The 14,106-nt window shown below is 53.6% G+C and carries 11 protein-coding genes; 7 read left to right on the top strand and 4 right to left on the bottom strand.

Annotated features, from left to right (window positions below):
- Positions 1 to 156: 156 nt before the first annotated feature.
- Entirely contained in the window at positions 157 to 1,488 is a 1,332-nt protein-coding gene (locus tag OEV49_15660; GenBank protein MDH3892501.1) for a hypothetical protein, read from the bottom strand.
- Positions 1,489 to 2,113: 625 nt separating this feature from the next.
- Here OEV49_15660 and OEV49_15655 point away from each other — a divergent pair.
- Positions 2,114 to 4,165, top strand: coding sequence for a tetratricopeptide repeat protein (locus OEV49_15655; protein ID MDH3892500.1), 2,052 nt, complete (start codon positions 2,114 to 2,116; stop codon positions 4,163 to 4,165).
- 57 nt (positions 4,166 to 4,222) lie between these two features.
- Here OEV49_15655 and OEV49_15650 read toward each other — a convergent pair whose 3' ends face one another.
- Both OEV49_15650 and OEV49_15645 read right to left on the bottom strand, forming a co-directional pair.
- Positions 4,223 to 5,179, bottom strand: coding sequence for a hypothetical protein (locus tag OEV49_15650; protein ID MDH3892499.1), 957 nt, complete (start codon positions 5,177 to 5,179; stop codon positions 4,223 to 4,225).
- A gap of 126 nt (positions 5,180 to 5,305) precedes the next feature.
- Complete coding sequence (locus OEV49_15645; GenBank protein ID MDH3892498.1) at positions 5,306 to 6,511, bottom strand: right-handed parallel beta-helix repeat-containing protein; 1,206 nt, start codon at positions 6,509 to 6,511, stop codon at positions 5,306 to 5,308.
- A gap of 112 nt (positions 6,512 to 6,623) precedes the next feature.
- Between OEV49_15645 and OEV49_15640 the strand changes: the two genes are divergently transcribed.
- The 6 genes from OEV49_15640 (at position 6,624) to folE (ending at position 13,794) form a co-directional block, all read left to right on the top strand.
- On the top strand, positions 6,624 to 7,733 hold the full coding sequence (locus OEV49_15640; GenBank protein MDH3892497.1) for a hypothetical protein: 1,110 nt from the start codon (positions 6,624 to 6,626) through the stop codon (positions 7,731 to 7,733).
- A gap of 444 nt (positions 7,734 to 8,177) precedes the next feature.
- Positions 8,178 to 9,029, top strand: a complete 852-nt coding sequence (locus OEV49_15635) for a bifunctional methionine sulfoxide reductase B/A protein (GenBank protein MDH3892496.1) — start codon at positions 8,178 to 8,180, stop codon at positions 9,027 to 9,029.
- A 233-nt stretch (positions 9,030 to 9,262) separates the two neighbouring features.
- A complete protein-coding gene (gene tilS, locus OEV49_15630) occupies positions 9,263 to 10,657 on the top strand; it encodes a tRNA lysidine(34) synthetase TilS (protein MDH3892495.1) in 1,395 nt (464 codons plus the stop codon).
- Positions 10,644 to 11,165, top strand: coding sequence for a hypoxanthine phosphoribosyltransferase (gene hpt, locus OEV49_15625; protein MDH3892494.1), 522 nt, complete (start codon positions 10,644 to 10,646; stop codon positions 11,163 to 11,165). The genes tilS and hpt overlap by 14 nt, the downstream gene beginning before the upstream one ends.
- A gap of 196 nt (positions 11,166 to 11,361) precedes the next feature.
- The gene (gene ftsH, locus OEV49_15620) at positions 11,362 to 13,221 is read left to right on the top strand and encodes an ATP-dependent zinc metalloprotease FtsH (protein MDH3892493.1); all 1,860 of its coding nucleotides are present in this window, start codon (positions 11,362 to 11,364) and stop codon (positions 13,219 to 13,221) included.
- 3 nt (positions 13,222 to 13,224) lie between these two features.
- Positions 13,225 to 13,794, top strand: coding sequence for a GTP cyclohydrolase I FolE (folE, locus tag OEV49_15615; protein MDH3892492.1), 570 nt, complete (start codon positions 13,225 to 13,227; stop codon positions 13,792 to 13,794).
- Here the strand turns inward: folE and OEV49_15610 are convergent.
- A partial coding sequence (locus tag OEV49_15610) for a hypothetical protein (GenBank protein MDH3892491.1) occupies positions 13,769 to 14,106 on the bottom strand: 338 nt, incomplete at its 5' end. The two genes, folE and OEV49_15610, sit on opposite strands and share 26 nt — an antisense overlap.

The following is a 14,106-nucleotide window of genomic DNA, read 5'->3' as shown; positions in this document are numbered from 1 at the left end:
TAGAACCAGACAACGTCCTTTCATTTGAGCGTGTGTCATAAGTTAGTACCTCTTTTAAGAGTCCTCCTTTCCATCTTTACTTTTAGAGTTAAGGGTTCTGGCCGCCCCACCCGAAGGTGAGGACAGCCGCTTACAAATATGTCTACCTTGTTATTCTCATTTCACACAGTTATCGCATGGTTGGGGACCGGCTAAGAACATGAAGTCGACCAGATACACCAGGTCCGAGATATCAACGGCTCCATTACAGTCAGCCATGTCGGCTGTCCAGATGGGCTCGGGTACCGGGCCGCCGACAAACATATAGTCTACCAAATATACCAGATCGGAAATATCGGGTGGCCATAAGCCAGAGGCATCGACATCACCGCAGATTCCCAGCGGACATGGATCGGCCACGGCGCAGTCGGCGCCATTTGACCACTTGCTGTCCGGCAGGGTATCGCAGGCCCATTCTATATTATTGGAACAAAGTCTGACCGAATCCTCAGGGTTATCATCCCAGCAGCACTTGCCGTCGGGCGGCGGGTCGATAGTCAGGGAGCCATCGGCCAACCAGACATTGACAGTGTCTATATACGACACTGTGTCGACACCGATCTCCATAGAGTCGGCCGGCGGCGATGAGACCCTTTTCCAGGTCAGGCAGGTGTTGCCGGCCCACATTTCGCAGAACCAGTAGTTGGTGTCGGGAACCTCGGCCTGGAGAATACCGATCGAGGTGCCATCGGGCCGGGAGAAGTTGAAGTGAGCCAGGAAATTCGATTGGATCAGCATGTTAACTTCGCGGTCCACCAAAGTATCCGGTATGCTCAACACATCGGCCAGCAGCTTTATCAAAAGCCCGCCCTGCTGAGGAGCGATTCCGGGAGTGGAGGGTGGCTCGGGAAGATCGGCGATACCGGCAATATTCAGATCGGTTCCATAGCCGGAGAGCGAGCGGGCGTCTACCCATTCCCAATCCTCGACCAATGTGCCGACAGGATCAATGCTGCCGACCAGCACCTCGTTGGTATCGACATTAAACCAGTCCCACTCGGCCGGATGTGACCAGTCGTGAGTAGAATCAGCCGGTACCATTGTGGAGTCTGTACAAATCGGGCCTTCCCAAACATCACACCGCCAAAAAATCGAGTCACCCGTAACGTGAATGGAGTCGACACATGAGTCGGTGACGACAGGATCATAATCCAGACAAAGCCACCTGGTGGTGTCGATAGTACTATCTACATTGGTTTGGAATATCAGGATATCGGGCCGATCCAATTGCAGCCAGATGTTAAATCCGGCGACGGTGTCATGGTAGTTGGACAGATACACTGAAACAACCGTGTTTTGGGCTTCAGACACAGCGGTGGTATCGCCGACTTGTACAATCAGGTCAGGTAATTGACCGTAGGCCGTGGGGCAGGCCAACACCAACAGGGCCAGAACTCCGACCATCAAGGTCGTTCTAACGAGTCCAGTAAACTTCATTCCGAGAGCCATTCAATCCTCCTAATCGAGATTCGATCGTCCTACTTCTGCTAACCCTTAGCCAAGGCTCAATAGGAGCACTCCCGCAAACAGAGTGTTAGTGGCCGCCATGACCGAACGCACGCGCTCAGCGAGACTCGCCTTCTTCTTATGACATTTCTTCGAAGCAGTTAATTCCGTATAGTATAAGTAAGTCTGCTTGTAACATCCGCACCGACACCTAATCAGTACGAACTCGAAGTACTAGAACAGCTATACCCGGAAAGAAGTTTTGGACCCCTAAGGAGTCGATCTGTGTTTGTCGTCCATCGTCCGAGAGCCAATATAGGTATAGATGGGCTAGTTGTCAAGCGCAAAAAGCCAAGTTTTTTGGTAGCGTTTATGTCGCGGGCGTACTCCTCCTCAAGTAGTAGATTCACATCCTTATCTATCATCCTTATCGCGGCTCGCGGTCCCAATGAATTCACGGGTACAAAGAGACCGGCCGTCCTAATCTCTTGTATCGGAACTTTCTGATAATCCTTGCCCCTGCTCCCTCTGGACTCAGGATGAGATCGCAAGTCAGGCAACGCCAAGAACTCGATTGTGGGAAAAAGGCCGCTTGTTTTTCGACGGCTTGAGTTATTCATTCAGGATAATGAAGAATCAACCCGAACATCGGGCAGCTTATATTTCAAGCGGGCTGATTCTGGCTCTGTTTGCAGCCGCTACATTAATAGAGATCAGACTATTGTGGGGATTCAATTTCGGGGCATTCCTTCCCAGCGGCGCGGTTGGAGTTGGGTTGACTCTCGGTGTACTATTAATGTGGTCGAGCCTGAGTTTGGGGATTCAAGGTCGGCTCGATGGCGTCTCCACTATAATAGCTGACAACAGGCGCTTGCGGTTGGTTGTGCCTCTGCTGTTGGTGTTGGCGATTGGGGCGTTGTTCAAATACTATGAGTCTTCGGCTACCTTGTTGGGCGATGCTGTCCTCAGGCTCAGCCAGATCGACGATGGTCGCCTTCTACTGCCGACAGAGATGGGTGATTTCTTTGTGCACGCGATTTTGTGCCGAGTCTTTTTCATCCCAAACCAGTTCAGCGCGGAAACTTGTTATAATGTAGTCAGTGTTGCCTGTGGCCTGTTTTTTGTGGTTGGTGCCTGGCGACTGGCTGCCTATATGACTGCCCGGCAGTCGATCCAGCTGTTTTTGATCTTGATCAGTTCGGGGATGACGGTCCTGTTCTTTGGGTACATTGAAAGCTACTCCATTCTTGCGGCGATGTTACCCTTTGTGCTTTTGCAGGCGCTTAAAGTTGTGGACGGCCATGGATCGGCGTGGAAGTTCCTGGCCCTATATCTGGTAGCGGGTCTGGTTCATGCGGTGGCCTTTTTTCTCTTCTTGGGCCCAGTGGTCCTGGTTTTCCTTTTGTCGCACGGATCTGATGACCTGAAGGTGGCGAGGGTCAATCGTAGTTTGTCATTTCTCTTCATTTCGATTCTGTGCCTTGGCTATCTGGGTCGTTCGATGGGTTGGTTTGGTCTGGAGCGTCAGCTTCTTGGTTTGGTCGGACGGGAAGGATTTGAACTGGCTCTGTTCACGGCCGATCACGGCTGGAATCTGGTCAACTGGGTGCTTCTTTCGGGGTTGCCGATCCTTTTCTTTCTTCCAATCTTGGCGGTGCGAAAGCACAGCGGTGCTGAACTCAATCGAAGACTACTGCTGGCCATTTGGCTGGCCGTACCAGCGGGGTTGTTTGTGGTTTTCTTTGCACCCCAATTGGGTGGGCCACGAGACTGGGATCTGTTCTCATTGCCGATGTTTCTGATTTCGTCGGCCGTACTGATAGGATACATCGCTCGTCCCCAACGTTCGATTCCGCCTCAGGTTTTGCCGGTGTTGTTGGTTGGAGCGGTATCGACTTTCGCATTCGCCTATGTCAACAGTTCGCCTGTGTTATCGGCGGATCGTTTCGCGCAGGTCTTACAGACGACTAAGTTCAAAAACCAGATTCACGAATACACCGCCCTCATGGATCACGCCCGCAAGTATCCGGAGTTGACCGACCGCAGGCTTCAGTATGCGCTGCAAGCATGGGACCAACCACCTTACAAGCGGGTCGATTCCAGCTTCATTCTGAACTATCTGAACTGGATGACCGGTTACAGTAGTCAGGATGGCCATGTTCCGGTTGATGTCCCGGGTTTTCTAAAAAGTGAGAGCGCCAGTCGAGACCGGTCGTTGTTGTTGGCCGTTTACTATCTCCGCTTTGGAGGAGATATCGATCTTCTACAGACCGCCGACCACTTGGAGCAACGATTCGATGAGGATGTCAAGGCACGTCTCTATGCCGGCATACTTTTCATGAAAACCAACCGTCTGGACGAATGTCTGAGGAACTTCGAAGCGGCGTATCAGCTTGACAGTAATGATGTCGAAGTGCTCACAGCTTACGCTGGGTTCCAATACCAGGCTGACAATCTGCAACAGACAATCATCCTGCTAGACCGTGCTGTTGAGTTGAATCCAAATAGTTTTCAGGCGCACTATAGTCTGGCCGTGGCCCTTAACGATAGTGGTCAGTTAGATTTGGCTGTTGAACACCTATCGAAAGCCAGAGAGCTGGCGGTCGGTCAATCGCGACGCCGAAAGGTCGAGGCCACCTGGCGGACTTTGACCAAGACGATTCAGAATCGAAAAAAGTAAAAAGAAACCGGTCGTGAGCATTAAGCAAACGACCGGTTGAGTCTGAACAATTAGTATCTACTTGTTCCAGCCCGAAGTAGCCTGGGCGCCGCCTTCGTCGCAGGGTTCAGTAACTGTCCAGGAGATAGCTCCGCTGGTGAAGGTGACGGTCACCGTACCTTCGCCTTCGTTTATAGTGGCTGTAACTGTCCAGCTACTGTTGACATCAAGGGTATCACCGGCGTTTGCATCCAAACCGGTACAGAAAGCGTCAATGGAACTGATGGACGAAATGGTTCCCGACTCCGGGCAGTCCCCTTCGACATTGACGTTGAACACGAGGTTGGTGATTGTCTGATCCAGGGTCATGGTTATGTCACAGACGCCCCATTCACGGTTTTCACCACTGTAAATCTGGTCATCGGTACTGCCGTTGAGAGTGAGAATAGTATCTCCCTCGACATAGCTCATATCGGCTTCTATGATATGATTGAGCGATCCGGTATGCTCATCGTCGTTGTCCTCCCAGTTTACGTGGGCACGTTCATTGAGACCCTCGACAACGGTTTGGTCATTCGGATATTGAATCGGGACACCATCGGCAATTACCTGGATGGAATCCCATCCGCCGATGAATACGGTGTCATAGTAATCGACTCCGCCATAGCTGTATTGATCGACAGCCACCGCGGCGAAGTGGAAGATATGCCAGCCGTCACTGTAGCCTTCATAGCCGGCATCGGTTATGATCATCTCTTCTTCATCGGTACCAAGGGCCAGAGACGTACCGGAGAACTTGGCGCCCTGGGCGCCGGGAATATGGTCGACCAGTTCCCAGGAGACGCCGAGGGCGTCCAGCGGTGTGCTGAGCATGTCTTCAGTCAGCATGTCCTCAACCATTGAGGAGTCTTCCGGCGTCAGAATGGTATGGTTGCCGCCATCGTCGGTAATAGCGGCATCCTCTTCACATCCGAGCATGAAAGCGGTACAGATTGCCAACAGTCCGGTTAGCAGCAAGAACATCAGCCTCTTCATAATTCAACCTTTTGGTAAAGAGTTTATTAAAATGGTTTTGTTTATGAATCGGCCCAAATCGAGATTGAGTTTAGGCGGAAAAAAAGGAGACATTGCGGGTGTAGATGAGAGTCATTTATGCCCGGTTCACGGGCCTGCCTGGGGTCCGCCGTGGAGGCCGATATGGGAGCGGCTGCCGTCGGTATTGTATATAGTGGAGTCGCCCATATTCAGCGCCGGGGATTCCGGTTGCAAATGAAAATCTGAGGGGCCCACAAACAGTGGATCAACGCCCAGGTTGCCGTTTATGTCTTTTTGGTCCCAGATATCCCGGTATTCATCCTCTTTATTATTGAAGACAATGTTGTTTGAAAACTGCCATTTGGCCCAGTCGCCGTAGTTCCAGACACCGACACACGGGCACACCCATTGTTCGCGCCAACCGTTTTCGGTGATGATGTTGTTGACCATCCGTCCGCGGCTTTCGGTCGACCAGGGCGCCACGCCGCAGTTGCCGTTGTGATGCACGACGTTGTTGGCGATATCCATAAACGACTGGCCGGTGGCGATGATGCCCCAGCCGAGATTGTCATGCACCAGATTATTGCGGGCGATTACCCAGGAAGTTCCAAAGGCGCCGATACCCTTCCAGTAGCCGGTTACTTCGTTACGATAGGCCACGCACGATGCATCCCAGGTAACGCCGATGCCGGCGCCGCGTCCACCCTTGATCAAGCAGTCGGTCACGGTTGCGCAGGCCCCGCGGTAGAGCGCGATTCCGTCCCAGCCGTTGTTGACGATGTTGCAGTTCGCCACCATCATGGTCGATCCTTCGCGACCGAAAGCACCACCTATGCCGACAACCACACTGTCGAGCCGGTGATCGTTGTCGATGATCTCGAGGTTCTCCAGTTGTACGTTGGAGCGCCGCACGACCACGGCGGCGTCGGTAGCGTTGCCGTCGGCATCGCGTCGGCCACCGGTGATAGTCAGGTTGATCAGTTTGGTCGAGGGGGAGTCTTCGATATAGACACCATAGCCGGCTTTGGTCATCAGGCGTGTCTGGTAGCGGTCGCGGCCGATTATAACCAGCGACTTACCTCTGATCACGAATCCGGTGGAGGCAGTCACCAGCGTTTTTGGATCGAGACAGTTTCCGCACAGGGAGTCGACAAACTCTGAGGGAGTCGCTTCGAAGGTCTTGATTCCCAGAAGCAGGGTGTCGCCATCGACCGCATAATTAATCACCGACTGCAGGTTCGAGCCGCGCTCGACGGTAAGCGTGGCAGCCTGGGTGGAAACGGCAAGGATCGTGCAAGCGAGTATCCCGGGTATGAGTCGACGTGAAAGCATGATCTGTCAATGATCCCGAAGATCCCAGGTCGGCGCAACAAAAACAATCCACCTTGCCAAGTGGGCAGGCAGGCTCTATAATCCATCGGTACTAACCTTATCGAGGAAACAGATGAAGATACAACGCTCAGCGGCCATTTTGCTGTCCAGGCAACCGTTGCGACCGTGCGGCCAGGATGCCTGGGTGCGTCAGACCTTGAGCGCCGTCCGGTGGGTGAAAGCCAACTCGTTGGTGTTACACAGTTCCGTCGGTGTGCAAACCTGGGAGCTAATCACGGCGTTGGCTTCGGTTGAAAAACTTCCGCTCATTCTGATGATTCCGGCAGCATCAAAAGCTGACTTCTTCAAGATCAAGAAACAGACCTTGGAGCAGTTTGCACTCGATGAGACTCTTGTAACCTTTCGCGCGTTGTTGGCCATTGATGAACGATCGTTCGACAAGCACAAACTCATGCAGGAGCGCGATCAATTGATCGCGCTCGACTCAGATGTGGTTGTCCCTATATCGATCCGAAAGGGCGGTGTCATGAGTGAGCTTGTCGCAGCCGCCGAGACCGACGGCAAGCCGATTATTAATAGCTGGCGGATCAATCACGAAACGCGGGTTGGAAAACTGGGCTACACCATTGCGCCGGAAGATTTGACCGAGGAGATTCTTTCGTGTAAGGACAGGTATCTCGTTCATTGGACACGAGCCGCAAACACATGTTGGCCCACCGAGCGGGCAGTTGATTACTATCGGGACGTCGTGCACTCACAGAAGTGTCCCAGAAGCGGTTTTGACACGCTCGAGTCGATTATGAACAGCCGAAAGATAGTAGCCTCCAGCAACAACATGCCGGGTAATACACGGTGTGTCTGCTTCTCTGCGCTTCGGCCGAGCGAATTGGTTCCGCTTATTAGATGGCGCGCTCGCTATAGCCAGATGTCCTTCGAACCTTACGGTATTGGCATTGAACGCAAGACGGCAAACGCCCTCGGAATCAAACCGGTGTGCTACTACCAAAGTGCCGAGGGACCTCCTTCGGTCATCGAACCCTGGCTGACACAATCGGCCGGGAGCAAATCCGACTGGCGGCAGGAGAAAGAATACAGACACAGTGGGGATATCGATTTCTCTGCGATACCCAAAGACAGGCTTGCCTGTTTCTGTCGCACGAGTGCGGAGGCGGAGCAACTGTCCGCTTCCACCGGAATCCGCACCGTACCGTTCACCGACTGAATTCACTTTGAAAGTCGGGGACGCACACGTTGGTGGACAGTTGTCGAAAGAACCTTGTTTCGCGTCATTGCGAGGAGTGCCGCGCTGCGCGGGACGACGCGGCAATCTCATCCTCTGGGCTGCTGACTTCGTTCATGCATCGACTGCGCTCAAGACGACACGGACAAGCCGTGGCTCTCGCCTTCGGGTCAGGGGTCTCGATCGACCTTGCCACAAGAACACCGGCGCCGATTTCGCTGGAACAAAATGGCGACTCCGTGTGTCTATGATACAAAGGATAAAGCCATGCACACATTCAATCAAAAACGCTCCCCCCGGACTGACACAAAGGTGCGCTGGAGCCAACATTCGATATTGATACTCTACAGAGTAGCTCTGGTTGGATTGTTGGTTGCACTGCCGTTTAGTGTGAAAGTCAAGGGTGAAAAAGAGCACGGTAATACCATGAAACAGAACACGCTCACATCAGATGAAAAAAGAGTCATCGTGGATAAAGGTACCGAAGCGCCATTCACCGGAAAGTACTACAATCACAAAGAAGCCGGCGTGTATACGTGCAAGCGGTGCGATGCGCCCTTGTTCAAGTCGACCGACAAGTTTGACTCCGGCTGTGGCTGGCCCAGTTTTGATGATGCCATCAAAGGGGCGGTGAGCCAGGTGCCCGATGCCGACGGCCGCCGCACCGAAATCGTGTGCAACTTTTGCCGGGCTCATTTGGGACACGTTTTTGTCGGCGAAGGATTAACCGAGAAGAACACCCGACACTGTGTCAACTCGATCTCAATGAATTTCACTTCCGAGACGGCTCAGCTTGAAAGCGCCAAAGCGTACTTCGCCGGTGGCTGTTTCTGGGGGACTGAGCATCTTCTGCAGTCTGCCGAAGGTGTTCTCGGCGTGCGCTCGGGCTATATGGGCGGACGAATTGACAATCCCAGTTACCGGGACATTTGCTCAGGAAGCACCGGTCATGCCGAGACGGTCGAAGTTTTGTTCGATCCTTCCAAGATCGATTTTGAGAGTCTGGCCAAACTGTTTTTCGAAATCCACGACCCCACTCAGGTCAACCGACAGGGACCGGACGTGGGTGATCAGTATCGTTCGGCGGTCTTCTATGTCGACGACCATCAGCGAGAGATCACCGAGAAGCTGATAGGCCTATTGAAGGCCAACGGCTACGCGGTCGTTACTGAGGTGGTGCAAGCCGACAAGTTTTGGGCGGCCGAAGACTACCATCAGGATTACTACGAACGATCCGGCAAAGAGCCTTACTGCCATGTCTATCAGAAACGGTTTTGAGGATAGCGGCCCGCACTCACAACAGTGGGTTTGTTGAAAGCCCATCCTTCTGAGTCATTGCGAGCGAATCCCGCGGCCACCAGTGGCTCCTATCGGCGTGATTCGCGCGGCAATCTTATGCCTCGACTCCGCTCAACATGAAATGAGCAGGGCGCGGAGCGCAAGAGACCCATTCATGGGCGCCACCGTTTTAGTTCGCAATTTCCACCAAAGAAGGTATCTTTGCCGGTAAGATGCTGAACAAAGTCAAAACGACTATTGCCGAGCACGAATTACTTGAGCCCGGCGATTCGGTGCTCGTCGCTCTCTCAGGCGGTCCCGACTCGGTGGCGCTGTTGCATCTTTTGTCCCGGCTGAAACGTTCAATGAAGCTCTCCCTTCACGCCGCCTATGTCAATCATGGCATCAGAGTAAAGGCGGCTGCCCAGGAGGAGAAGTTTTGCCGGCATCTTTGCGACAAACTGAAAGTCGAGTTGACCATGGTGCGCGAGGATGTACCTTCGTTGGCCAAGCGGGTCAAGAAATCTGTGGAAGAAGCTGGGCGTGATCTGAGATATCGAGTTTTTGCCCAGCTGGCCGATCAACACAATTGCAAAAGGATCGCCCTGGGCCATCATGCCGACGACAACGTGGAGACGATTCTGTTTCGAGTTTTACGCGGTACCGGTAAGCGGGGCTTGACTGGTATCCCTATCAAGAGGGGCATGGTTATCCGGCCACTGTTGACTGTCAGCAAAGCCGATATTCTGGCTTATCTCAAAAAACAGCGGGTCGCCTTCTGCATCGATCAATCTAATGCAGCCCTTGACTACTCACGAAACTTTATTCGCAATCAGTTACTGCCGCAAGTTCGAGAGCGGCTGAATCCTTCGGTCGACCGCGCGCTCTTGAACCTGGCCGAGACCAGTTTGGAGGAGGAACGTTATCTTGCCGCCCAGGCGAGTAGTCGGCTCAAAAATGTCAGGCGCAAAACTGTTGGCGGTAAAATTGAACTTGATTTGGTCAAACTCCGTACTTATGATGTATGGTTACGGCGACGTGTGCTAAGGCATTGTATCGCAGAATGTTTGCGCACCAACACGCAACCGGACAAGACGCAGGTCGACCGGCTGGACACATTGGCCGTCGACAAAGGCAAAGCGATCTCGCTGCGAGGCAGGCTACAGGCGGAGATTGTCGCCCGTAAACTGGTTCTTTATAGACGCGAGAGGATCAGGTTCTCGGTTCGGCTGAAACCAGGTGTCGATTGTCTGCTTGATCGATTGCTGCTGACCGTGCGTTGTCTCAGGCAACGGTACACCGGACAGCTCGATCGCAAACGAAGATCACGGACGGTCGTTTTGGACCTGGCCAAGCTGGAGATGCCGCTGACCGTGCGCAGTATTCGGTCGGGCGACCGGTTCCGCCCGCTGGGTCTGAAAGGCTCTCGTAAGGTTGGTGATTACTTGACCGACCGCAAAGTGCCACCGGTTTATCGCGACGAGATTCCGGTAGTGTGCGACTCAGATGGAATTGTTTGGCTGGTCGGTTTTGAGATTGCCGACCGCGTGAAGGTAGATAGCTCAACAAAAGAGGTATTGAAAATTGAAATCGTCCGCCCCAGAAAAAAAGCCGTTGCAGCCGTTTGAGCTCATGCTGGATCAAAAGAGGATAGCCCAGCGCATAACCGAACTGGGTGAAGAGATCAATAACGACTACGCAGGTCAGACGCCGGTGCTTTTGGGAGTGCTCAAGGGGTGTGTCGTTTTCCTGGCCGATCTGATGCGCTCGATTTCTTTACCGATGGAAGTAGAGTTTGTCTCGGCTGCTTCCTACCGCAACGGTCGCGATCAGGACGAGAACGTACAATTCGGCGGTGCCGTGCCGATGCCCTTGAAGGGTCGACATGTTTTGATAATCGAAGGTGTGGTTGATACCGGACGTACTGTTTCGATGATAATCAAACAACTGGCCGCCCAGGAACCGGCCTCGGTGCAAGTTGTTGCTCTATTGGACAAACCAGCCAGCCATCGGGTGGGGCTGGATATAAAATACAAAGGGTTCTCGATAGGCAACGAATTTGTGATCGGATTCGGTCTGGACAACACGCAATTGTACCGCAACCTGCCGTTTATTGGCAAAGTGATTGATCACTAAGAAATCAGAAAAGGCCGACAGGAATAGAATAGATAGTCTTTTTGAGAGTATAACGGGTAGCTGATAACATTTTAACTACGGTGTATGTGTGACCGACGATAAACAAGGCAAAGGCCGTTTTAGTCTTCCCGGAAAAGGGAAAGACTCCTCCGATAAACCCACACCGCCCACCGGCTGGCGGGGCGCAGGAAGATCTCTGATCTTCTGGGCCGCATTCTCTTTGATTGTAATTGCAGCTTATAGCTACTACACCAGTTTCAACCGGGACACGGTGGAGATTACTTACACCGAGTTTGTCGATGAAATCAACAACAAGAACGTCTCGGAGGCCTCCTTTACCGACCGCGACGTGGAAGGACGATTGGTCGAGCCGAGAGTTTTCGCTTCATCGAACGATACTCAATCGTTCTCCAAGTTCAAGACGAGGATTCCGTTTCCCGATATCAACTACGCGGTGATCACACGTTTGGAAGAAGCCGGGGCCAAGATAGTGGCCAAGGTTCAGGGGCCGGACGTTTTCTCGATTTTGGTGGCGGCGGCGCCGTGGGTGATTTTGGTTTTGATCTGGCTGTTCTTCATCAGGCAGATGCAGGGTTCCGGTGGACCCAAAGGGCTGTTCTCTTTTGGCAAAAGCAAGGCGAAGCTGCTTACCGATGAGCGCCCCAGAGTTACCTTCTCAGATGTGGCCGGTGCCGATGAAGCCAAGGAAGAACTGCAGGAAATTATCGAGTTTCTCAAAGAACCATCCAAGTTTCAAAAACTCGGCGGTAAGATTCCCAAGGGTGCCCTTTTGTTAGGTCCCCCAGGTACCGGTAAAACGCTGTTGGCCCGCGCCGTGGCCGGTGAGGCCGGTGTGCCGTTTTTCTCGATGTCCGGCTCTGACTTTGTGGAGATGTTTGTCGGTGTCGGCGCCAGCCGTGTGCGAGACCTGTTTGAACAAGGCAAGAAAAACGCACCGTGTATTGTCTTTATCGATGAGATAGATGCCGTCGGTCGTCATCGCGGCGCCGGTTTGGGTGGCGGCCATGACGAACGTGAGCAGACATTGAACCAGCTCCTGGTCGAGATGGACGGTTTTGAATCCAACGAAGGTGTTATCCTGGTGGCGGCCACCAACCGGCCCGATGTGCTCGACCCGGCGCTGTTGCGGCCCGGTCGATTCGACCGTCAGATAGTGGTACCGACACCGGACGTCAAGGGACGCCAGGGGATTCTCGATGTGCATGTCCGCAAGATCAAGCTGGCTGAAGGAATCGATATGTCGGTGGTTGCTCGCGGTACACCCGGGATGTCCGGCGCCGATCTGGCCAATCTGGTCAACGAGGCCGCGCTTTTGGCCGCACGCCACAACAAGACCGAAGTGAGCATGGTGGAATTCGAGGAGGCCAAGGACAAGGTAATGATGGGTTCGGCGCGCAAGTCTTTGGTGATTGCTGACGAAGAAAAGAAAATCATCGCCTACCACGAGGCCGGACACACTTTGGTGGCCAAACTTCTGCCCAAGGCGGACCCGATTCATAAAGTCACGATCATCCCGCGCGGTCTCGCTCTTGGTTTGACCCAGTCGTTACCGGTGGATGAACGACACACCCTTTCGCGCGAATACCTTGAAACCACCCTGGCCGTTCTGATGGGTGGTCGGGTGGCCGAGATGCTCGTGTTCGAACAAATCGCTACCGGCGCGGCCAACGATCTGGAACGATCAACCAAACTGGCTCGCAAGATGGTTTGCAACTGGGGTATGTCCGACAAAGTGGGACCGGTCACGTTCGGCAAAACCGAAGAGCACGTTTTTCTGGGGCGCGAGATGGCCCAACCGAAAGATTATTCAGACTCCTCCGCCGAAGTGATCGATCAGGAAGTGCGCGCCTTTATAGAGAGCGCCGAAGATACCGCCCGGGAATTGCTGCGCGGCAATATCGACAACCTGCACAAGCTGGCCAAGGCGCTACTGGTGAAGGAGATCATCGACGGCTCCGAAGTGGATGTCATAATTGGCGAGTCGACCGGCGATGCCGAACCGGTCGAGCCGCCCGTCCCGACACCGGAGAGCTAACCGGTGGCCATAGATCGCGATAAGATCACCCAGGGGGTCAAGCTGATTCTCGAAGGAATCGGCGAGGACCCTCTTCGCGAGGGTCTTGAGCGCACGCCCGAACGGGTCTTTGAGTATTTCGACGAAGTGCTCGACGGCTACACAGCCGACCCGACCGCCGAGCTTCGCAAGTATACTACTTCCAACAAAGACGAAATGATCACGCTCAAAGATATTTCGTTCTATTCTCTTTGTGAGCATCACATGCTACCGTTCTTCGGCCAGGTGCACATGGCTTACATTCCGCAGCACGACAAAGTGGCCGGTTTTTCGAACATGGTGCGAGTGGTGGAGATTTTGTCGCACCGTTTGCAGGTGCAGGAGCGGATGACCACACAGATTGCCGACTCGTTGGTGGAAGCTATCGATTGCAAGGGTGTGTTGATCGTGGTTGAGGCGGAGCATCTCTGTTTGACCATGCGCGGTATCAAAAAGCCGGGCAGCCGGATTGTGACTTCAGCTATCCGCGGCATGATGCGCAAAACCGCCACGCGCATCGAAGCTCTGACTATGTTAGGGCGAGTCGGCTTGTAAAGGCACAGTCACCCTGAGCGCAGTCGAAGGTGGTGAACCACTTCCTCCCGCTTCGCTCGTCGAGCATGTCACCCTGAGCGCAGTCGAAGGTGGTGAACCACTTCCTCCCGCTTCGCGCGTCGAGCATGTCACCCTGAGCGCAGTCGAAGGTGGTGAACCACTTCCTCCCGCTTCGCGCGTCGAGTATGTCACCCTGAGCGCAGTCGAAGGTGGTGAACCACTTCCTCCCGCTTCGCGCGTCGAGTATGTCACCCTGAGCGCAGTCGAAGGTGGTGAACCACTTCCTCCCGCTTCGCGCGTCGAGTATGTCAC

It is taken from the genome of Candidatus Zixiibacteriota bacterium (assembly GCA_029860345.1).
Lineage (GTDB): Bacteria > Zixibacteria > MSB-5A5 > GN15 > FEB-12 > JAJRTA01.
This window is presented reverse-complemented; position numbering and strand designations above follow the sequence as displayed.

Coding starts and splice junctions, on each gene's coding strand:
- OEV49_15660 (MDH3892501.1), bottom strand. CDS start 1,488: ATGGCTCTCGGAATGAAGTTTACTGGACTCGTTAGAACGACCTTGATG.
- OEV49_15635 (MDH3892496.1), top strand. CDS start 8,178: ATGAAACAGAACACGCTCACATCAGATGAAAAAAGAGTCATCGTGGAT.
- OEV49_15640 (MDH3892497.1), top strand. CDS start 6,624: ATGAAGATACAACGCTCAGCGGCCATTTTGCTGTCCAGGCAACCGTTG.
- tilS (MDH3892495.1), top strand. CDS start 9,263: ATGCTGAACAAAGTCAAAACGACTATTGCCGAGCACGAATTACTTGAG.
- OEV49_15645 (MDH3892498.1), bottom strand. CDS start 6,511: ATGCTTTCACGTCGACTCATACCCGGGATACTCGCTTGCACGATCCTT.
- OEV49_15655 (MDH3892500.1), top strand. CDS start 2,114: ATGAAGAATCAACCCGAACATCGGGCAGCTTATATTTCAAGCGGGCTG.
- OEV49_15650 (MDH3892499.1), bottom strand. CDS start 5,179: ATGAAGAGGCTGATGTTCTTGCTGCTAACCGGACTGTTGGCAATCTGT.